The following is a 19,815-nucleotide window of genomic DNA, read 5'->3' as shown; positions in this document are numbered from 1 at the left end:
AGCCGTAAAAAACCCCGCCTCGGCGGGGTTTTTTATGCGCTATCGTCAGGAGATCACTCGTGGCTCCGCTTCCAGGCTGACGCCAAAACGCTCGACGACCGCACCTGCCACGACATCCGCAAACGCCAGCAGCTCTTCACGATTACCGCCACCAAAGTGCACCAGCACCAGCGCCTGATGCTGATGCACGCCAAACGCTCCCTGGCGGTGCCCTTTCAGGCCACACTGGTCGATCAGCCATCCGGCCGCCAGCTTCACCTGCCCATCGGGCTGGGGAAAATGCGGTATACCAGGATAGTCGTTCAACAGCCGCTGGGCATGGTCACCGCTCACGAGCGGGTTCTTGAAGAAGCTGCCGGCATTGGCCAGCACGGCGGGATCCGGCAGTTTCTCCTGGCGAATGGCGCAGACGGCACGCGCCACCTCCAGCGGGTCGGGCGCGGCAGACACCCGTGCGGCCAGGTCGCCATACCCCAGTTGCGGATTGGGTGTTTCCGAGAGCCGCAAGACGAGCTGCGTAATGACCACCTTGCCTGCCAACTCACGTTTGAAGAGACTGTCTCGATAACCAAACTGACACGCCTCGGCATCCAGCCAGCGCACTTCCCCCGAGGCCAGTTCGACCACCTGCACCGCCGCCAGCACGTCGGCCAGTTCGACACCATAGGCACCTATGTTCTGCACCGGAGCGGCCCCACAGTCACCGGGGATCAGCGCCAGATTCTCACAGCCCCACAGGCCACGCGCTGCCAGCGCCATCACCAGGGCGTGCCAATTCACTCCCGCCCCTACGTAGGCCAACACCTCCCGGCCACGCCGCTCCAACCACCACTGCTGGAGCGAAGGACGAATGACCACTCCTGACAACTGGCTCGGCAACAGGACGTTACTGCCCCCCCCGAGCAGCGTCATCGGCCCCCGCTGCTGCCGTGCCTGATGCAACACGTCCTGCAACGCCGCCAGCGTGGTCGGCGCCGCGTACTGTTCGGCCACACAGGGCAAGCGCAGCGTATTGGCCTGGGTCAGATCCCAGGATGCCATCAGAACCTCAGGGCGGGAGACAGCGCTAGCGTTCACGCTGCAACTCATCGAGCAGACCCTGCGATGCACGCTCGATCAAGTCCAGCACTTGCTCGAAACCGTCGTCGCCACCGTAATAGGGGTCAGGCACATCGCTCTGCGGCAGCCCGGCGTAATCGAGCAGCAGCCCTACCTGGGCCTGGCTATTGGCCGGTTGCAGAGCACGCATGGCGGCGAGGTTTTCGCGATCCATGCCCAGCACGTAGTCGAACTCGTGGAAGTCACTGGCTTTCAATTGGCGAGCGCGAAGATGGCCAATCTCGATACCTCGTTGACGCGCCGCCGCCTGGGAGCGGGGGTCCGGGGCTTTCCCTACGTGCCAGTCACCTACTCCGCAGGAGTCGATGGTGACGCGGTCATCCAGCCCTGCTCGCACCACGGCCTGCTGAAAAACGCCTTCCGCGGTGGGCGAGCGGCAAATATTGCCTAAACAGACGAACAGCACGCGCTTCATGGACGATCCTCCGATGACGACAACAGGGCGCGTACCCGTGCCAGGTCCTCCGGAGTATCGACCCCTGCCGGGTTCGCCGCCGCGGCCAGCGCCACCTGAATGGCGTGACCGTGCTGCAATACACGCAGCTGCTCGAGCTGTTCCAACTGCTCCAGGCTGGACGCCGTCAGATCACGGTAGGTGGCCAGAAAGCTGGCACGGTAAGCGTAGATGCCAATATGGCGCAGCCAGGCATCGGTGGTGAGCCAATCGGGCGGAGTCTTGAACTGCTCTCTGTCCCAGGGGATCGGCGCTCGGGAAAAATAGAGCGCGCGCCCCTGCAGTGAACGCACCACCTTGACCACATTGGGGTTGAATAGCGTATCCACATCGCCGATGGGCTCGGCCAGGGTGGCCATGGCCGCCTCGGGGTCATCTGCCAGCCGCTGGGCTACCTGGTCGATCAATACGGGAGGGATCAATGGCTCGTCACCCTGTACGTTGACGACCAGCGTGTCGCCCGCCAGTGAGAGCTGTTCGGCCACTTCGGCCAACCGGTCCGTGCCGGAGGGATGGTCGGCCCGGGTCATGACCACTTCCGCGCCGTAGGCTTGCATGGCGTCACGGATACGCTCGTCGTCAGTGGCTACGATGACTCGTTGCGCCTGGCTCTCGCAGGCACGACGCCATACGTGGGCCACCATGGGCTCACCGGCGATATCCAGAAGCGGCTTGCCAGGCAGCCGTGAAGAGCCGAACCGTGCCGGGACGACCGCGATGAATTGCGCCGCAGAGCCCATCACACCTCCCCGGTACGGCCAGGTGAAGTGGCCAGCTTCTCATCGGCGTCCATCTGCCGCGCTTCTTCAGGCAGCATCACCGGAATCCCGTCCCGTATGGGATAGGCCAGACCATCATAGTGGCAGCACAGCTCCTGTGCGTCGCGCTGATACTTCAGCTTGCCGTTGCAGAGCGGGCAAACCAGCATTGCCAACAGTTCCTTATCCATCGGTGCTTCCCCTTTGTGTCAGTTCTGCCAGCCTGGAAGCCAGCCAATCTTCAAACTCTTCTGGAAGCCGCGCTTCCACCTCCAGCACCCAGCTGTCCGCCGGGGCCAACTCACGGCATTTGACCGCATCCTTGGCCGTCATGACCACCGGTCCGAAGGCCATGGGCTTGAATGTTTGCTCATCGAAAGCGTGATGATCCGCCAAGGGGTGCTGTTCCCCATGAACCCCCAGCGTTTCGAGGGTCTTGAAAAAGCGCTGCGGGTTGCCGATCCCCGCCAGCGCATGTGCTGGCAGCGTAAAGGGCAAAGGAGCCAGCGGATAGTGCTGACCACTGGCCAGCTTGCGCCAGCCCTGGGGTACCAGTTGCATGGCCACCGAAGGCACCGGCAAGGGAGCCGTCAGCGTGCCATTGACGATCACCGCATCCACTTGTTGCAAGCGAGCAACGCCTTCGCGCAGCGGTCCTGCAGGCAGGCAGCGCTGGTTGCCCAGCCCACGGCTGCCATCGACCACCACCAGTTCAATATCGCGCCCCAGCGCCAGGTGTTGCAAGCCGTCATCGCTGATCACGATATCGCAGCCCATCTCGACCAGCGCTCGGGCGCCCCGAGCCCGCTGCGGGTCTGCGATGACGGGCAGCCCGGTCTGTTGAACCAGCATGAGTGGTTCGTCACCGCTATGCGCGGGATCCGTGGCGGGCGTAACATGAAGCGGATAATGGGGTGCGGTGCCACCATACCCCCGGGTCACGATGCCTGGCGAGTAGCCCTGCGCGACCAGCCAGCGCCCCAACCAGGCCACCAGCGGTGACTTGCCGGTGCCGCCCAGGGTGATATTGCCGACCACGATCACCGGCACCTCCGCCCGCCAGACGGGCTTGCGCCCCCGTCGGTAATCGCGTGCTCGACGATACATAAGATAACGGTATAAGCTGCCTAGCGGAAACAGCGGCGCCAGCCACGGGCTTCCCCCATAGGCGGCGTCGAGCCAGCGCTTCGCCAGGCTCACTCGTGCTCCTGAAACTGAAGCTGGTGCAGGGCCGCATAAGCACCTGACTTTTCCAGCAGCGCCTGATGGGTGCCCTGCTCCACGATACGCCCCTGGTCCATGACCAGAATGCGGTCGGCACGCTCGATGGTCGACAGGCGGTGGGCGATCACCAGCGTGGTGCGCCCCTCACAGACCCGCTCCAGGGCTTTCTGGATATAGCGTTCGGATTCGGTATCCAGCGCCGACGTGGCCTCGTCCAGAATCAGAATCGGCGCATCCTTGAAGATGGCTCGGGCAATCGCCAACCGCTGGCGCTGCCCGCCCGAGAGCATGACCCCATTTTCGCCTACCACGGTGAGATAGCCTTCCGGCAGTTTCTCGATGAACTCACTGGCGTAGGCGGCTTCTGCGGCAGCTTTCACGGCGGCCATGTCCGGATTTTCCACGCCATACGCGATATTGTCGGCGATGGTGGCATTGAACAGGGTGACCTGCTGGGAAACCAGCGCTATCTGCTGCCGCAGCGGCCCCAGCGCGTAGCGGTCGGCATCGATGCCATCGATCAGGATCTGGCCTTCGGTGGGTCGATAGAAGCGCGGCAGCAGGCTCACCAGGGTAGACTTGCCGCTTCCCGAGCGCCCTACGATAGCGACCAATTCGCCGGGGGCGACGCGCAGCTGAATATCGTGCAGCACGTTGGGCTGGTCGTCGGCGTAGCGGAAGCTGACATGGTCGATGACCACCTCGCCAGTCAAGCGGCTCGGCACCACGTCGCCCTCGTCACGCTCCGGGGCCAGGTCCATGAGACCGAACAGCTCGGCAGCAGCGGCAATGCCCTTCTGAATCTCACTGTTCACTTCGGTGAGCTGACGTACTGGTTTGATCATCAGCGCAGCGGCAGTAATGAAGGCAACGAATTCACCGGGCGTCATGTTGGCCATCAAACGAGGGGCCATGGCCAGCCATACCAGCAGGGCCATGGAAATGGCCACCAGCATCAGAATCACCGGCGAGCTGACCGCCCGGGTCATGGCTTCTTTCATGCTTTGCCGACGATTCTCTTCACTGACACGTTCGAAGCGCTGCTTTTCATAGGCTTCGGCACCATGGGTGCGCACCACGCGATACCCCGAGAGGGCTTCCGAAGCCACGTGCGTCACATCGCCCATGGAGTGCTGGATGCGCTTGGAGATGCGCCGAAAGCGCTTGCTGACGTAACTCACCACAGCGGCAATCAACGGCGTCACGCCCATGAACAGCAGAGTGAGCATCCAGTTGGTCCAGAACAGGTAGCCAATCAGACCCACCACGAAGAGCCCTTCACGGAGAATGATGGTCACCGCGTTGGTCGCCGCCCCGGCAACCTGCTCGACATGGTAGGTCACCCGTGACACCAGATGGCCGCTGGAGTGGTGATCGAAAAACCGCCCCGGCAAATGCAGCATGTGATCGAATACGTTACAGCGCAGCGTATGAATCACGTAGCGCCCCACGTAGGCCATGAAATAAGTACTGAGGAAAGTGCCCAACCCTCGGGCTGCGAACATCAGCACGACGAACAAGGGCAGAAACAGCCGAAACGCGGCATCGGGATGCTGAATGCCATCGATGAGGCGCTTCATCATCTCGGCCAGCGCGGTGCTGGACGCGGCGTAAATCAGAAACCCGATCACGGCAAGCGAGAAAGCGCGCCAGTGTGGCTTCACATAACTCAACAAACGTTTATAGAGTACCCAACCTGAATCAGTCACACGCGCTCCCGGCAGTAGTGTGCAGTGGGGGCGATTCTACCCTATGGTGGCTCGCTTCAACACCGCTTCTGGCCACCGGGAACACGCCGCTGGGTATCTATCTGCACGGGCACCCCCGGTTCCAGGCGGATACGCACCGCGCCATCATGGGCGGTACTCCACAGGCAGCTGTGCTGATGGCGAAAGCGCCGTACCACCTCATCGGCCGGGTGCTGGAAGGCATTATCGCGTCCGGCACTGAAGATGGCATGCCGAGGCATCGCTTCACGGACGAACTGCACACCGGAGCTGGTGTGACTGCCGTGATGGCCCGCCACCAGCACCGTGACGTCACCAGCCAACAGGGGCAGCAAGTGGCGTTCCACCTGACGCCCCACGTCCCCGGTGATCAGCAGCCGATGCTCTCCCACCTGGACTTCCAGCACGCAGGAGCGGTCATTGGAAGAGAGCTGCTGATGTCCTGCCGGGGGCCAGAGGAAACGATAGATGATCCCCTCCTGCTGCCACTGCTGGCCCTGCTCACAGGGCGTGCTGGCAACGATCAGCGGCTCGTCCAGCGGGGCACGCCAGTCCGCCACCTGATGCTCGTCCCGCAACGCTTCGACACCGCCTGCATGGTCGGTATCGGCATGGCTGACCACCACCAGGTCGAAGGCCTGACCAGGCGGCCAGAGCGTTTGCAAGGGCATGAAACCGCTGCGAAAACGCGGCCCCGTGTCGTAAAGCATCCGATAATCGGCGCTGCGCAGCTCGACCAGCTGGCCCTGCCCCACATCGTGCACGGTGACGACCAGCCGACGCTCTTCGACGCGCTCACTTGGCCACCAGGGAGCGCTCAGCGCCAATAGCGTGACCAGTATGCGCACCCCGCTGGGCGTGGCAGGCAATCCCCAGCCCAGCGCCAGCAGCAGCCAGGCCAACGCCAGCGGGTAGACGTGCTCGGGCGGTGGCTGCCACAGCGGTGCCAGGGCCAACGAAGCCTCCAGTAGATAATGGAACAGCGCCAGCGCCTGTGCGAACACCCACCAGGCGGCCAGCCCGATGCCAGGCAGCGGTGCGAGCAGCCACCCCAGCAGCGCCGAGGGCACCATGATCGAGCTGACCCAGGGCACGGCTAGCAGATTGACCAGCGGAGCCGCGGGCGCCACTCGGCCAAATGCCAACAGCACTGCCGCCGCCATCAGCGGCGCCAGCAGCAGCTGGGAACGCAGCAGCGCCCAGCACCAGCCTTTGATACCCCGAGGACGAGGGCGCCCCTGCCAGATGACGATCAGCCAGCCCACCGCCACGAACGACAGCCACAAGCCGGGCCGCCATAGAGAGAGCGGGTCGGCCACCACGATAATGGCGAATGCCAGCCACCAGGCCTGCCAGGGGCCCGGCGCATGGCGCCCGCTCAACACCCATAGCCCCAGCAGGGTCATGATCATGGCGCGCATGGCAGGCGGCGCCAGCCCTGCCAGCAGTGCATAGCCCACGGCAGCCGCCCCCGCCACCCACCAGGGCCAGACGCGCAGGCGCCAGTCACCGGGAGACATCAGCCGTGCTGCCAAGCGGGCCAACAGCAGCGCAAAGGACGCTACCAGGCCAACGTGCAAACCGGAAATCACCACCAGGTGCGTGGTCCCGGTGGCATTCAACAGCGCCCAGTCCTGCTGCGTCAGCTGGTCGCTATCGCCCAGCGTCAGCGCGGCCAGCCAGCGCTGGGTACGCGCCTCTGGCGCATTACTCTCCAGGTAGGCCACCGCCTGCTGACGTAGTTGGAAAGGCGCCTCCGACAAACGTTCGGGCGCAGGGTCGTTGCGTACATAGCCAGTGGCATGAATACCTTCACGCCACAGCCACTGGGCATAGTCAAAGCTGTTGGGGTTGGCAAAGCCTCTGGGTGGACGCAGCCGAACGGTCAGCTGCCAGCGCTCGCCAACGGCGTAAACCGCACTGGACTGGGTGGCAGACGAGGGAAAAGCCGAGTAGGCGCTGACCCGCACTTGCTTCAGCCGATCACAGGGCAGCAGGGGCTCCGGCGAGCGGCACGCTTCTACCGCCAGCCTCAAACGTTGGCTGCTCCCGTCCTCTCTTTGTACGTGGAGCACGCGGGCCTCCAACGTCAGGTCCTGGCCGCTCAAGCCGTCGGGCAGTCGTTTGCCCCACTCCTGCTGAAGGGTCAGCACCATCAGTGCCACCAGCGCTAGCCATATCGACCAGCGTGGGCGCGTCGTCGCCATGACTACGGCCGCCACCATCAGCACTGCCAGCGCCAAAGTGGCGTCTCGCTCGGCCCCCAGCCAACCCGCCAGCGCACCGCCCAACAGCGCAGCCAAGGCCGCTGGCACCGCACTCCCTCGCCCCATTCCACCTCCCTGGCCGAAACCCTTCGCCTCAGTAGCGTAGCCTAAGCCCTGCGCTATGTGGATAATAGCCTGCACCAATAGCAAGAGTACCTGACATGCCGCGCCGTTTCCTGCAGCGCTACATGCCTAAACCGGACACCATCCGGCGCCAACGATCGCTACGCTTCATGGCGCCGTTGATTGCCGATCCGGGTTTGTGGCTACTCACTCGACGCAGCGTTGCCAACGCGTTTAGCGTCGGGCTTTTTTGTGCCATGCTGCCCATTCCCTTTCAAATGGTCGTGGCCGCGCTGGGAGCACGGCTGGCTCGCTGCAACCTGGCCCTGTCGGTGGGTCTGGTGTGGGTCACCAATCCGCTGACCATGCCGTTGATCTTTTATATCAATTATCGGATCGGTACTTTTTTGCTGGGCGCTCCGGTGCGAGAGGCGCCTTCTCGCATTTCGACCCGCTGGATAGCCGAGCAGATGCACGACATCCTGCCCCCCCTCCTGCTGGGTTCCCTGATCAGTGCCATCGTGCTGGCCATCATCTCCAACGTCGCGATTCGGCTCATCTGGCGCTGGCACGTCTCCCATAACTGGAAACGCCGCCGCCTGAAAAGGCGACGGCGCAGAGCCTGCATCGAATCGCAGTTCGACGATTAACCCCTGAGCGATTAACTCTGGAGTTGCTCGACGAGCCGCCCACCATCCAGCTTCATGACCCGATCCTGATGAGCCGCTAGGCTCACATCGTGAGTCACGATCACGAAGGCGCAGGCGCTCTCCTTGGCCAGCTCATCCATCAAGTCCAGAATGGTGCTGGCGGTGGTCTGATCGAGATTACCAGTGGGTTCATCCATCAACACCAGGCTCGGGTCGGTCACCAGCGCCCTGGCAATGGCCACACGCTGGCGCTCGCCGCCGGAAAGCTCACCAGGCTTGTGGTCGGCACGCGCCTTCATGCCCACTCGGTCGAGCAGTTGCAAAGCGCGCTGTTCGGCGACCTTTTTCGCCTGGCCGCGAATGATCAGCGGCAGTGCGGCATTTTCCAGCGCAGTGAACTCGGCCAGCAGGTGGTGGAACTGGTAAACGAAACCGATATAGCGATTGCGAAACTTGCCAAGTGCGGCTTCGTTGAGGTCCGACAGCGGTTCGCCAGCGATCACCACGCTGCCTTCACTGGGGCGATCCAGCCCCCCCAGCAGGTTCAACAGCGTGGTCTTGCCGGAACCGGAGCTGCCCACGATGGCCACGCGCTCCCCGGCATGTACCTGCAGATCCAGCTGGTCCAGCACCGTCAAATCCTGCGGCCCTTCGCTATACACCCGTGTCAGGCCACGGCATTCCAGCATGACGGCGGGTGGTTGAGTAATCGTCGAAGTCATCGGAGCATCCTTATTCATAGCGCAGTACGTCAGCCGGTTGAACCCGAGCTGCTCGCCAGGCAGGGTAAAGTGTCGAGAGGAACGTCAGGCCGAAGGCGGCCAGCACGATGTCCCGCACATCGCTCCACTGCAAGCGCGAGGGCAAGTCGCTGATGAAGTAGACCCCAGCATCGAGGAACTGGATGCCGAAAGCACTCTCGAACCAGCCGATGATATCGGAGATGGTCAGCGCCAGCGCAATGCCGACCGCCACACCAACGGCAATGCCGATCAAGCCGATGGCCAACCCCTGGACGATGAAAATACCCATGATCGAGCGCGGCGTGGCACCGATGGTGCGCAAGATGGCAATGTCGGCACGCTTGTCGGTCACCACCATGACCAGGGTGGACACGATGTTGAACGCCGCCACCGCAATGATCACCGTCAGCAGCAGTGCAATCATGCGCTTCTCCATCTGGATGGCCTGGAACAGGTTGCCGTGGGAGAACGTCCAGTCGGTGCCACGATAACCCGAGCCCAGCTCCCTGACGATGGCCTGGGTTTCGCTCCCGGCCACGAACAGATCATCCAGCTCGAGTCGCAGCCCGCCTACGGCGTCGCCCATGCGCGCCAGGGTCTGCATGTCTTCGATGTTGGCATAGGCCAGATTGGCATCCAGATCCGCGCCCACGCTGAAGATTCCACTGACCGTGAAACGCTTCAGCCGGGGAAAGACCCCAGCGGGCGTAATCGACGCTTCGGGCACCAGCAGCGTGACGCGGTCACCCACCCCGACGCCAAGACGCCTGGCCAGCATGGAGCCCAGCACCACATTCCACTCACCGGGCACCAGATCGGCCAGCTCACCTTCCCGCATGTGCTGGCCAATGATCGACACCTGGCCTTCCCAGTCGGGGTGGATGCCGTTCACCATGGCCCCCTGATTACGCCCACCCGACGAGAACATACCCTGCTGCTCGACGTAGGGCGCCGCGCCAATCACTCGCTCGCGCTGCGTCAGCCGGTTGGCCAGCGCCTCCCATTCGACCAGACCCTCCTGCGCTTCGATCTTGGTGTGCGGCACCATGCCGAGGATACGCGTGCGCAGCTCATGATCGAAGCCATTCATGACCGACAACACCAGAATCAACACCGCCACGCCGAGCATCAACCCAAGCATCGAGGTCAGCGAAATGAACGAAATAAAATGGTTGCGGCGTTTAGCGCGCACATAGCGCAGCCCCACCAGGAAAGGCAAACGATCAAGCATGGCTTCATTCCTTAATAATGAGCGTCCATGGTACGGTTTTTTCAGCATGGCTGCATGTACAAACGCAGCCTTAGAGTAGCGAAAGCAGCGGCTGTTCCCTGGCACACGGTAACGCTTGCAAGTTGCGTGGTAACCCCCTAAATTGCGCCCGTTCCTCTTGCCCGCTGGGCGAGCTCTCTTACCTCGACACGAGTACCCGTGACATTGGCTATCAAGACGTATCGCTTGCTCCCCGAATGGCATCCTCAGGATGGCCTACAGTTGACCTGGCCCCGCCCAGACGGCGACTGGGCGCCCATGCTATCGCGGATCGAAGCGACCCTTGAGCGCATTGTGTTGGCCACCGCACGCTATCAACGCGTCATCATCAGCGTGCCGGATGAGGCGACTCGGCAACGCCTGCTCGCCACGTTCAGCGCTTACGGTATCCCCGACGCGCAGCTGCAGCTGATTGTCGCACCCACCGACGATACCTGGGCACGCGACCACGGCCCCATCACGGTGCTGGACGAAGAGGATCAGCCCCTGCTGCTGGACTATACCTTTACTGGCTGGGGCGGCAAATTTCCTGCCGAGCACGACAACCAGCTCACCCAATGGCTGGCCGACGCCGGAATATGGGCCTGCCCCGTCGCCTCCCGAGCCATGGTGCTGGAAGGGGGCGGCATCGAGACCGACGGCGAAGGCACGCTGTTGACGACCGAAGCCTGCCTGCTGAACCCCAACCGCAACCCGACCCTCAGCCGCGCCGACGTGGAAGCCCGGCTGGCAGAAGATTTCGGCGTGGACCGCTTTCTGTGGCTGGCTCATGGCCACCTGGAAGGCGACGACACCGACAGCCATGTGGACACGCTGGCACGCTTTTGCGACCCCACCACCATTGCCTACGTGCGCTGCGACGATCCAACAGATCCGCATTATCCGGCACTGCAGGCCATGGAACAGGAGCTCAAGGCATTCCGCCAGCGCAATGGCGAGCCCTACCGCCTGATCGCTCTGCCCTGGCCGCAGGCCTGTTTCGACCCGGAAGATGGCCACCGGCTGCCGGCCACCTACGCCAACTTTCTGATCATCAACGAGGCGGTACTGGTGCCCACCTATGGTGACCCCGCCGACGTGGTTGCCCTGCAAGCCCTGGCCACGGCGTTTCCGGAGCACACGCTGATCCCGATCGAGTGCGTCAGCGTGATTCGCCAGCACGGCAGCCTGCACTGCCTGACCATGCAGCTACCCAAAGGCACACTCGCCCCGATTGTTTCCATGTCTTGAAGATAATGTCTTGAAGATAATGTCTTCAAACTAACGTCTTGAAGTGAACGTCTTGAGGAGAACGGCATGTCACACACGCTGAACGTTGCGGTCATTCAACAGGCTGCCTGGCCTGACAAGGCGCGCAGCCTGGCAGAGAGCGAAGCCGGTATTCGCGAAGCAGCCCGCCAGGGTGCCCAGCTGGTACTGCTGCAGGAGCTGCATGCTACCCACTACTTCTGCCAATACGAAGACCCGGCGCTGTTCGATCTGGCCGAGCCGCTGGATGGCCCCACCGGGCAGCGCCTGGCCGACCTGGCAAAAGAGCTGGATATCGTGCTGGTGGGCTCGCTGTTCGAGAAGCGCGCCGCAGGCCTCTACCACAATACCGCCGTGGTATATGACCGCGCCCAGGGTCGCGTGGGCCAGTATCGTAAGATGCACATTCCCGACGATCCCGGCTTCTACGAGAAATTCTACTTCACCCCCGGCGATGCCGATGCCGCCCGTGGCGATGGTTTCACCCCCATCGACACCTCGGTGGGACGCCTGGGCATCCTGGTGTGTTGGGATCAGTGGTATCCGGAAGCCGCACGACTCATGGCGCTGGCGGGCGCGGAGCTGCTGCTCTACCCCACGGCGATTGGCTGGGACCCCAGCGACGACCCTGCCGAAAAAGCTCGCCAGAAGGAAGCCTGGACGCTGATTCAGCGTGCCCACGGCGTCGCCAATGGCCTGCCGGTACTGGTCGCCAACCGAGTGGGCTTCGAAGTCGACCATTCGGGCGTCGGCGAGGGTATCGAATTCTGGGGAGGCAGCTTCATCTGCGGCCCCCAGGGGGAACTGCTGGCCCACGCTGGCGAGCAGCGCGAGCAGTTGGTGGTGACCCTGGACATGGCGCGCAGTGAAAACACGCGACGCATCTGGCCTTATCTGCGCGACCGCCGTATCGATGCCTACGGTGACCTGACGCGCCGCTACCGGGATTGAGCCAAGCGTTCTTTCAACCACCGCCATCATAAAAAAACGCCTGCCCGGGTAACCCGAGCAGGCGTTTTCATTTGCATCACGAGGCGTCCCTTCTTCACGCCATGTCGCCCGTCGCCTGCCAGCAAGCAGGGCCGGACGTCACGGGCTCACTTCCAGAAATCGCGGATCGACGCGATCCCCTGAGCCCCCACGGCGCGGGCATGGTTGGCATCGAAGCGCGTCATGCCACCCAGCGCGAACACCGGCATGCCCGCCCGCTCGACCAACTGCTGGAAGTCGTGCCACCCCATGGGGGCCACTTCCGGGTGGGAGGGCGTGGTACGCAGGGGTGACAGCGTCACGAAATCGCAGCCCAGCACGGCGGCTTGAGACAGCTGCGTCTGGTCATGGGTCGAGGCAGAGAGCCACTTGTTTTCGGCAATGGGGCGGCGGTCCAGCGACATCAGACGGGCACTGGTGAGATGAATACCGTCGGCATCCACCTGCTCCAGCACTTCCGGCTCGGCATTGAGCAGCAGCTTGGCGCCGTACTGGCGGCACAGCGCCAACGCACGCTCTGCCCGCGTCAGGTAAGCCGCTTTATCCAGCGACTTGGCCCGCAGCTGCACCAGCCGAACACTATCCTCACGCAGGGCACGCTCCAGCAGTGCCGCAAACCGCTCATCATCGGCCTCTTCACCGGTAATGAGGTATTCGGTAGGCAGCATCACTGCGCGCAGGATGGGCAGATTGGCGGCGGGGAACGGGTAGTTCACCAGCTCGTCCATGGGTACCCAGCGCACGGCCTGACCTTCACGCCCGAAAGGTTCACCGGCAAACTCATGCACTTGCCACACGTCCAGCAGAATGTGCTTGTCCGGGTACTCGTGGTGCACACGAATCAGAGGCTGGGCGCGCACGATCTCTACCCCCAGCTCTTCATGCAGCTCACGCTTCAGACCTTCCAGGCCCGTTTCATAGGGCGCCAGCTTGCCGCCAGGAAACTCCCACAGGCCGCCATGATCGACATTGGACGGCCGACGCGCGATCAGCACGTGCTTCTGATCAGCGCTGATGATGGCCGCTGCCGCGACATGAACCCGTCGTTTTACCATTACACTCATTACGTCTAATCCACTCTGTGCGCGCCGCACGGGACAGGTACGGCGCTATCTGGCTTTGTTGAGCACGATGCCACAGCCTAGCTGCGGTAATCCGCATTGATGGACACATAGTCATGGGAAAGGTCGGAGGTCCACACGGTAGCCCCCTCCTCACCACGACCCAGCGTGATCCGAATGGTGATCTCCTCCTGCGCCATGACCGCACTGCCAGCGGCCTCGGTATAGCTGCTGGCGCGACCGCCCTGCTCCACCAGGCGCACGTCCCCGAGGTCGATGACCACTCGGCTGACGTCGAAGGCCTCAACTGGCGCACGGCCCACTGCGGCCAGAATACGCCCCCAGTTGGCATCCGAGGCATACAGCGCGGTTTTCACCAGCGGTGAGTGGGCGACGGTGAAGGCGACATCCAGTGCCTCCTGGCGGGTACGCGCCTCATCGACCTGCAAAGTGACGAACTTGGTCGCTCCTTCGCCATCACGAATGATGGCCTGTGCAAGCTCGGTCATCACGCGCTGCAGGCCGTTGCGGAAAATCGCCACCTGCTCATCGCTTTCGATGCGAACGCCGGTACCCGTGGCCGCCAGCATGCAGGCGTCGTTGGTGGAGGTGTCGCTATCCACCGTGATGCAGTTGAACGACCGGTCGACGGTCTCACGCAGCAGGGTTGCCAACAGCGTTTGCTCGATGGCCGCATCGGTGACCACGAACCCCAGCATGGTGGCCATGTTGGGCTTGATCATGCCCGACCCTTTGGTAATGCCGTTGATGGTGACCTGCTGGTCCCCCAGCGCTAGCGTCACCGTTGCCCCTTTGGCGCGGGTGTCGGTGGTCAGTATACCTTCACCGGCGTGTTGCCAAGCCTGACTACTCGCCGCCAGGGTATCCAGCGCTGGCGACAGACCCGCCAACAGCCGCGCCATGGGCAGCGGCTCACCGATCACACCGGTCGAAAACGGCAGCACCTGTTGCGCCGAAACGCCTGCCTGCGCGGCCAGTGCCTCGCAGCTCTCACGAGCATCCTGCATCCCTGAATCGCCGGTACCCGCATTGGCATTACCGGTATTGATCAGCCAATAGCGAGGGGCCTTCCCCGCCGCCTGGCACTGCGCCATGTGCTCCTTGGCCACGGTGACCGGCGCTGCGCAGAACGCATTGCGGGTAAACACGCCCGCCACACTGGCGCTTTCGGGTAGCTCGATCACCACCATATCGCGGCGGCCCGGCTTCTTGATGCCCGCCATTGCAGTGCCCAGACGCACCCCTTCAAGGGGTGGCAACTCCGGAAAGGGAAGGTTACCCACCGCCATGTTTCTCTCCTTAACGTGCGCTAACGATAATCAGCTTAGTTTGCCGCAGCACTGCTTGTATTTCTTGCCGGAACCACAAATACACGGATCGTTACGGCCGACTTTCGGCCCCTCACGGCGCAGCGGGCGCCCATCGGCACCAGGCGCGGCTGCCTCACCATCTTCGCTGGGCGCATCGTGGCGGCTGGCCGCCGTGGCCTTCTCACGCGCCAGCTCTTCGCGGCGCTTCTGCTCCAGCGCATCCACTTCTTCTGGTTGGCGCACCTGGACATGACTCAGGATGCGGGTGACATCGGCCTTGATGTTGGTCAGCAGATGCTGGAACAGTTCGAAGGACTCGCGCTTGTACTCCTGCTTGGGGTTCTTCTGGGCGTAGCCACGCAGATGGATACCGCGACGCAGGTGGTCCATGGATTGCAGATGCTCTTTCCAGCGCGTATCCAGCACCTGCAGCATGACCTGCTTCTCGAAGCGACGAATCAACGCCGCGCCCGCCGAGGCAATCTTGGCTTCGTAAGCTTCACGATGCATGGTCTGCAGGCGCTCGCGCAGCTTCTCTTCACTGAAGCGCTCATCCTCTTCCGCCCACTGAACCACCGGTGCATCCAGATTGAACTCGGTTTTCAGATGCGACTCCAGGCCATGCAGATCCCACTGCTCGGCCAAGCTCTGCGGCGGCACGTAGGTGCTGATGGCCTCTTCCATCACCTCCTCACGAATGCCCAGCACGGCGCTCGATACGTCGTCAGAGGCGAGAATTTCGTTACGCTGCTCGTAAATGACGCGGCGCTGGTCGTTGGCGACGTCATCGTACTCGAGCAGCTGCTTACGAATATCGAAGTTGCGCCCCTCGACTTTCTTCTGGGCACGCTCGACGGCGTTGGACACCATCTTGTGCTCGATGGCTTCGCCACGTTCCAGACCCAGCGCCTGCATCAAGCGCTTCACCCGGTCCGAGCCGAACAGTCGCATCAGGCTGTCTTCCAGCGAGAGGAAGAAGCGCGTGGAGCCAGGGTCGCCCTGACGGCCCGCACGGCCACGTAGCTGATTGTCGATACGACGCGATTCGTGGCGTTCGGAACCGATCACGTGCAGCCCGCCAGCTGCCAATACCGCATCATGACGCTCCTGCCACTCGGCTTTCAGGGCATCGAGCTGGGCCTGGGTCGGGTTCTGCAGCTTGGCGGCATCGGCCTCCCAGTTGCCGCCCAGCATGATATCGGTACCACGACCGGCCATGTTGGTGGCAATGGTGATGGCGCCGGGGCGCCCGGCCTGGGCAATGATTTCGGCTTCGCTCTGGTGCTGCTTGGCATTGAGCACGCTGAATTTGAGGCCCGCGTCACGCATCAGGCGTGCCAGATATTCGGAGGTCTCGATGGAAGCCGTACCGACCAGCACCGGGCGGCCCGCCTCGGTCTCGGCAGAGACGTCCTTGATGATCGCTTCGTACTTCTCTTCGGCACTCAGGTAGACGAGGTCGTTGAGATCCTTGCGTGCCAGAGGCCGGTTGGTGGGAATGACGATGACGTCGAGGCCGTAAATCTGACGAAACTCGAAGGCCTCGGTATCTGCAGTACCGGTCATGCCCGCCAGTTTTTCATAAAGGCGGAAGTAGTTCTGGAAGGTGGTCGATGCCAGGGTCTGGCTTTCACGCTGAACGGTAACGCCCTCTTTGGCCTCGACCGCCTGGTGCAGGCCTTCCGACCAGCGGCGGCCAGGCATGGTGCGCCCAGTGTGTTCATCGACGATGACCACTTGCCCGTCGGCGACGATGTAGTCGACGTCAAGATGATAGAGGTGGCGCGCCCGCAGCGCCGAGTGCATGTGCTGCAACAGGTTGAGGTTTTGCGCCGCATAGAGCGAATCGCCTTCGCCCAGCAAGCCTTCGGCGCGCATCAACTCCTCGACCTTGTTATGGCCTTGCTCGGTGAGCTCGACCTGCTTCTGCTTCTCGTCCAGCACGAAGTCGCCTTCGACAGGCGCGTCTTCGTCTTCGGACACTTCCGCCTGCTCCAGCTGCTGGGCCAGACGGTTGACGATGGTGTACAGCTCGGTGTTCTCGTCCACCGCACCGGAGATGATCAGCGGCGTACGCGCTTCGTCGATCAGGATGGAGTCCACTTCGTCGACAATGGCATAGTGCAAACCGCGCTGTACCTTGTCCTCCAGCGAGAACGCCATGTTGTCGCGCAGGTAGTCGAAGCCAAACTCGTTGTTGGTGCCGTAGGTGATGTCACACTGGTAGGCGTGGCGCTTCTCTTCACCGGTCTGGCCAGCAAAAATCACCCCTATCGACAGCCCCAGGAACTCATACAGCGGGCGCATCCACTCGGCATCACGGCGGGCCAGATAGTCGTTCACCGTGACCACGTGTACCCCTTTGCCCGTCAAGGCATTCAGGTATACCGCCAGCGTGCCCACCAGGGTCTTGCCCTCGCCGGTTTTCATTTCGGCGATACGGCCGCGGTGCAGTGTCATGCCACCGACCATCTGCACATCGAAGTGACGCATGCCCATGACTCGCTTGCTGGCTTCGCGCACTACCGCAAAGGCCTCAGGCAGCAGTTTATCCAGGCTTTCCCCAGACTCCAGACGCTGGCGCAGCTCGGCCGTCTTGGCCTGCAGCTCGCCATCGCTCAAGCCGACCAGGGTCTCTTCCAGCACGTTGATACTCTGCACGCTCTTGAGCATGCGTTTGACTTCACGGTCGTTCTTGGAGCCAACGACTTTGCGTAACAAGGAATTAATCATGAAATATCCACATCAACAGGAGCGACCTCTTCAGGCGCACTCTTTCATAGGGTCAATTAACGTCGGGTAAATGAACGTACCGCTTGCAGCAGGTCAACGGGCTGGCGGCCCTCGAGGAGAGCATACATCCAGAGCGACCGTCTGGCGGGGCATGACGGAAAAGAAAGAGATAAAGCTTTTCAGAACAGGAAGTTGACGCTGCTGGCGTGCTACCCAGCGCCTTAGCGCGCGGCGCTTTTTGGCGATCCACTGCGACTGGGCACGCAGCATGGCGGGCACCCAAAAGCAGATACACACGCTCCGGTCGCTGCTGCGCAGATCAGAAGGGTGTAAACTGGCGGGCAGCAGACAGCTCACCAGCAGGCCCGCAAGCCACCAACGCGCCAGCCCATGGCGACGATGCCGCCGTGGCAGAGCAGATAATGTATCGAGCGTTGATGGCATGCTGTGGCGTGGCTCCTGAGCGTGTTAGGCTCTGTCGATAGACAAAAAACATGGGTGCTGCGCGCACTCGTCAGCACGAAACTATCCGCAACACCCCAGGAATCAGGTGAATGAGTATAAAGGTTAAGCGTTCCCGCGCACAGCCCATTACCCAATTGCTGAACACCTCCGCTGGCGCCGGCCACCTGATGCGCCAATCGCGCCTGATCGATCAAGCCCAGACTCATCTGCGCGCCCATCTGCCTGAAGAGATGCGCGAGCATGTCTTCGTAGGCGGCTTCAGCAACGGGCGGCTAACCCTGATCAGCAGCCAGGCCAGCTGGTTGACCTGGTTACGCTATGAGCAACCGCATTTGTTGAGCCTGCTGCACCAGCTCCCCGGCTTTACAAGGGTAACGGGGTTCACGTTAAAAGTGCGCCCGGTACGCACCGTGGCGCCACCAGCACGCTATGCACGCACCCTTTCCAGCAGTGCTGGCACAACGCTCAAGGAGTGCGCCGAAGATACCGAACACCCTAGGCTAAAGCAGGCCCTGGAGCGCCTTGCTTCGCACGCTCAGCGTACGTCATGAAACCTACGCAAAACAGGCCGCTCGCCCACCATTAGGCCAAACGCAATAAAGCACCGCATGGCGGTGCTTTATCTTTAGTGAGGGGACACTCCCCGATTTTCAAGCGACGACCCTTAAAAACCACCTCAGGCCATGGCAGGTGCCGCGTAGGAGATCGGCGCAACAGCCTTCTCTTCTTCGAAGGTCACGATTTCGTAGGCATCGGGCTGCGCCATGAGTTCGCGACACAGACGATTGTTGAGGGCATGGCCGGATTTCACGCCACGGAACTCGCCAATCAGGCTATAGCCAAGCTGATAGAGATCGCCGATGGCGTCGAGCACCTTGTGCTTCACGAATTCGTCCTCGTAGCGCAGACCACCTTCATTCACGATACGGTAGTCATCCACCACGATGGCGTTGTCGAGACTGCCACCCAGCGCCAGATTGTTCGAGCGCAGGTACTCAAGGTCACGTATAAAGCCAAAGGTTCTGGCCCGAGAGACTTCCTTGACAAACGAGGTCGTGGAAAAGTCGATCAATGCCGTCTGCTTCTGCTGCTCGAAGACAGGGTGGTCGAAGTCGATGGCAAACGACACCTTGAAGCCTTGATGGGGCAGGAATACGGCCTCCTTGTCACCATCACTGACCGCCACACGACGCTTGATGCGAATGAATTTCTTGGCCGCGTCCTGCTCGAGAATACCCGCAGACTGAATCAGAAAAACGAACGGGCTAGCGCTACCGTCCATGATCGGCACTTCCGCGGCACTGATATCCACGTAGGCATTGTCGATGCCCAGCCCCGCAAAGGCCGACATGAGATGCTCGACGGTGGCTACCTTGACGCCTTCATGGGAAAGTGCCGTACACAAGGTAGTGTCTTCCACCAGCTCGGCGCGGGCAGGCACGTGAACCACTGGGTCCAGATCGGTTCTGACAAACACAATACCCGTGTTGGCCGGCGCCGGGCGCAAAGCCAGATGAACTTTCTTGCCAGAGTGCAGACCCACTCCAGTGGCGCGGATGACGTTTTGTAGTGTGCGTTGTCTGATCATGGGCAGTGGTCAAGCTCTAATATCGGCGGCGTGTAACGAGTCGCTACCCAGCCGCAGGGGGAGAAAAGTTATCAAACAGTGTTCACTTTAACAGCAAACGAGCGTCTTACCAATAAAACTCTCG

18 protein-coding genes are annotated in these 19,815 nt (G+C 62.1%); 4 read left to right on the top strand and 14 right to left on the bottom strand.

Translation table 11 applies throughout. The features are described from left to right. Positions 1-45: 45 nt before the first annotated feature. Genes murB through CWI66_RS02110 form a run of 7 tightly spaced genes read right to left on the bottom strand, consistent with a single transcriptional unit; the run spans position 46 to position 7,615 of the window. The gene (murB, locus tag CWI66_RS02140; protein WP_100730796.1) at positions 46-1,041 is read right to left on the bottom strand and encodes a UDP-N-acetylmuramate dehydrogenase; all 996 of its coding nucleotides are present in this window, start codon (positions 1,039-1,041) and stop codon (positions 46-48) included. Positions 1,042-1,066: 25 nt separating this feature from the next. Next, the gene (locus CWI66_RS02135) at positions 1,067-1,534 is read right to left on the bottom strand and encodes a low molecular weight protein-tyrosine-phosphatase (RefSeq protein WP_081194104.1); all 468 of its coding nucleotides are present in this window, start codon (positions 1,532-1,534) and stop codon (positions 1,067-1,069) included. Further along, the gene (kdsB, locus tag CWI66_RS02130; RefSeq protein ID WP_100730795.1) at positions 1,531-2,313 is read right to left on the bottom strand and encodes a 3-deoxy-manno-octulosonate cytidylyltransferase; all 783 of its coding nucleotides are present in this window, start codon (positions 2,311-2,313) and stop codon (positions 1,531-1,533) included. The genes CWI66_RS02135 and kdsB overlap by 4 nt, the downstream gene beginning before the upstream one ends. Further along, complete coding sequence (locus CWI66_RS02125) at positions 2,313-2,522, bottom strand: Trm112 family protein (RefSeq protein ID WP_026001654.1); 210 nt, start codon at positions 2,520-2,522, stop codon at positions 2,313-2,315. The genes kdsB and CWI66_RS02125 overlap by 1 nt, the downstream gene beginning before the upstream one ends. After that, positions 2,515-3,531 (bottom strand): tetraacyldisaccharide 4'-kinase, encoded by a 1,017-nt coding sequence (gene lpxK / locus CWI66_RS02120; protein ID WP_081137076.1) that lies wholly within the window; start codon positions 3,529-3,531, stop codon positions 2,515-2,517. The genes CWI66_RS02125 and lpxK overlap by 8 nt, the downstream gene beginning before the upstream one ends. After that, positions 3,528-5,264, bottom strand: coding sequence for a lipid A export permease/ATP-binding protein MsbA (msbA, locus tag CWI66_RS02115; protein WP_100730794.1), 1,737 nt, complete (start codon positions 5,262-5,264; stop codon positions 3,528-3,530). The genes lpxK and msbA overlap by 4 nt, the downstream gene beginning before the upstream one ends. Positions 5,265-5,320: 56 nt before the next feature. Beyond that, a complete protein-coding gene (locus tag CWI66_RS02110) occupies positions 5,321-7,615 on the bottom strand; it encodes a DNA internalization-related competence protein ComEC/Rec2 (protein WP_100730793.1) in 2,295 nt (764 codons plus the stop codon). 95 nt (positions 7,616-7,710) lie between these two features. On the opposite strand from CWI66_RS02110, the gene CWI66_RS02105 reads away from it, so the two are divergent. After that, on the top strand, positions 7,711-8,262 hold the full coding sequence (locus CWI66_RS02105; RefSeq protein ID WP_016913535.1) for a DUF2062 domain-containing protein: 552 nt from the start codon (positions 7,711-7,713) through the stop codon (positions 8,260-8,262). Positions 8,263-8,273: 11 nt separating this feature from the next. Here CWI66_RS02105 and CWI66_RS02100 read toward each other — a convergent pair whose 3' ends face one another. Next, the gene (locus CWI66_RS02100) at positions 8,274-8,984 is read right to left on the bottom strand and encodes an ABC transporter ATP-binding protein (protein ID WP_016913534.1); all 711 of its coding nucleotides are present in this window, start codon (positions 8,982-8,984) and stop codon (positions 8,274-8,276) included. Between the two features lie 10 nt (positions 8,985-8,994). After that, positions 8,995-10,236 carry a lipoprotein-releasing ABC transporter permease subunit gene (locus tag CWI66_RS02095; protein WP_016913533.1) on the bottom strand — a complete coding sequence of 414 codons (1,242 nt, stop codon included), beginning with the start codon at positions 10,234-10,236 and terminating at the stop codon, positions 8,995-8,997. A gap of 198 nt (positions 10,237-10,434) precedes the next feature. Here CWI66_RS02095 and CWI66_RS02090 point away from each other — a divergent pair, with 198 nt between their 5' ends. Both CWI66_RS02090 and CWI66_RS02085 read left to right on the top strand, forming a co-directional pair. After that, positions 10,435-11,505, top strand: a complete 1,071-nt coding sequence (locus tag CWI66_RS02090; protein WP_198517422.1) for an agmatine deiminase family protein — start codon at positions 10,435-10,437, stop codon at positions 11,503-11,505. A gap of 66 nt (positions 11,506-11,571) precedes the next feature. After that, positions 11,572-12,474 carry a carbon-nitrogen hydrolase gene (locus CWI66_RS02085; RefSeq protein WP_016913531.1) on the top strand — a complete coding sequence of 301 codons (903 nt, stop codon included), beginning with the start codon at positions 11,572-11,574 and terminating at the stop codon, positions 12,472-12,474. 146 nt (positions 12,475-12,620) lie between these two features. On the opposite strand, the gene CWI66_RS02080 is transcribed toward CWI66_RS02085, so the two are convergent. The 4 genes from CWI66_RS02080 to CWI66_RS02065 all read right to left on the bottom strand — a co-directional run bounded on the left by CWI66_RS02080 (position 12,621) and on the right by CWI66_RS02065 (position 18,082). Continuing rightward, positions 12,621-13,577 carry a Nudix family hydrolase gene (locus CWI66_RS02080; RefSeq protein WP_026001651.1) on the bottom strand — a complete coding sequence of 319 codons (957 nt, stop codon included), beginning with the start codon at positions 13,575-13,577 and terminating at the stop codon, positions 12,621-12,623. Positions 13,578-13,654: 77 nt separating this feature from the next. After that, positions 13,655-14,884 carry a bifunctional glutamate N-acetyltransferase/amino-acid acetyltransferase ArgJ gene (argJ, locus tag CWI66_RS02075; RefSeq protein WP_100730792.1) on the bottom strand — a complete coding sequence of 410 codons (1,230 nt, stop codon included), beginning with the start codon at positions 14,882-14,884 and terminating at the stop codon, positions 13,655-13,657. A 30-nt stretch (positions 14,885-14,914) separates the two neighbouring features. After that, positions 14,915-17,638, bottom strand: coding sequence for a preprotein translocase subunit SecA (gene secA / locus CWI66_RS02070; protein WP_100730791.1), 2,724 nt, complete (start codon positions 17,636-17,638; stop codon positions 14,915-14,917). Positions 17,639-17,731: 93 nt separating this feature from the next. After that, a complete protein-coding gene (locus tag CWI66_RS02065) occupies positions 17,732-18,082 on the bottom strand; it encodes a hypothetical protein (RefSeq protein WP_081137063.1) in 351 nt (116 codons plus the stop codon). Between the two features lie 110 nt (positions 18,083-18,192). Between CWI66_RS02065 and CWI66_RS02060 the strand changes: the two genes are divergently transcribed. Next, positions 18,193-18,654: a DUF721 domain-containing protein gene (locus CWI66_RS02060; protein ID WP_081137062.1), complete on the top strand. Its 462-nt coding sequence runs from the start codon at positions 18,193-18,195 to the stop codon at positions 18,652-18,654. A gap of 125 nt (positions 18,655-18,779) precedes the next feature. Here the strand turns inward: CWI66_RS02060 and lpxC are convergent, their stop codons facing one another. Beyond that, positions 18,780-19,691, bottom strand: coding sequence for a UDP-3-O-acyl-N-acetylglucosamine deacetylase (gene lpxC, locus CWI66_RS02055; RefSeq protein WP_081137060.1), 912 nt, complete (start codon positions 19,689-19,691; stop codon positions 18,780-18,782). Positions 19,692-19,815 lie beyond the last annotated feature (124 nt).

The organism is Halomonas sp. 141 (assembly GCF_002810305.1).
Taxonomy (GTDB): Bacteria; Pseudomonadota; Gammaproteobacteria; order Pseudomonadales; family Halomonadaceae; genus Vreelandella; species Vreelandella stevensii.
This window is presented reverse-complemented; position numbering and strand designations above follow the sequence as displayed.

Excerpts from the sequence above, each read along its gene's own strand:
- murB (WP_100730796.1), bottom strand. The coding sequence starts at position 1,041 with ATGGCATCCTGGGATCTGACCCAGGCCAATACGCTGCGCTTGCCCTGT.
- CWI66_RS02065 (WP_081137063.1), bottom strand. The coding sequence starts at position 18,082 with ATGCCATCAACGCTCGATACATTATCTGCTCTGCCACGGCGGCATCGT.
- CWI66_RS02085 (WP_016913531.1), top strand. The coding sequence starts at position 11,572 with ATGTCACACACGCTGAACGTTGCGGTCATTCAACAGGCTGCCTGGCCT.
- lpxC (WP_081137060.1), bottom strand. The coding sequence starts at position 19,691 with ATGATCAGACAACGCACACTACAAAACGTCATCCGCGCCACTGGAGTG.
- argJ (WP_100730792.1), bottom strand. The coding sequence starts at position 14,884 with ATGGCGGTGGGTAACCTTCCCTTTCCGGAGTTGCCACCCCTTGAAGGG.
- kdsB (WP_100730795.1), bottom strand. The coding sequence starts at position 2,313 with ATGGGCTCTGCGGCGCAATTCATCGCGGTCGTCCCGGCACGGTTCGGC.
- CWI66_RS02080 (WP_026001651.1), bottom strand. The coding sequence starts at position 13,577 with ATGAGTGTAATGGTAAAACGACGGGTTCATGTCGCGGCAGCGGCCATC.
- CWI66_RS02095 (WP_016913533.1), bottom strand. The coding sequence starts at position 10,236 with ATGCTTGATCGTTTGCCTTTCCTGGTGGGGCTGCGCTATGTGCGCGCT.
- CWI66_RS02060 (WP_081137062.1), top strand. The coding sequence starts at position 18,193 with ATGAGTATAAAGGTTAAGCGTTCCCGCGCACAGCCCATTACCCAATTG.
- secA (WP_100730791.1), bottom strand. The coding sequence starts at position 17,638 with ATGATTAATTCCTTGTTACGCAAAGTCGTTGGCTCCAAGAACGACCGT.
- CWI66_RS02110 (WP_100730793.1), bottom strand. The coding sequence starts at position 7,615 with ATGGGGCGAGGGAGTGCGGTGCCAGCGGCCTTGGCTGCGCTGTTGGGC.
- CWI66_RS02105 (WP_016913535.1), top strand. The coding sequence starts at position 7,711 with ATGCCGCGCCGTTTCCTGCAGCGCTACATGCCTAAACCGGACACCATC.
- CWI66_RS02100 (WP_016913534.1), bottom strand. The coding sequence starts at position 8,984 with ATGACTTCGACGATTACTCAACCACCCGCCGTCATGCTGGAATGCCGT.
- CWI66_RS02135 (WP_081194104.1), bottom strand. The coding sequence starts at position 1,534 with ATGAAGCGCGTGCTGTTCGTCTGTTTAGGCAATATTTGCCGCTCGCCC.
- CWI66_RS02125 (WP_026001654.1), bottom strand. The coding sequence starts at position 2,522 with ATGGATAAGGAACTGTTGGCAATGCTGGTTTGCCCGCTCTGCAACGGC.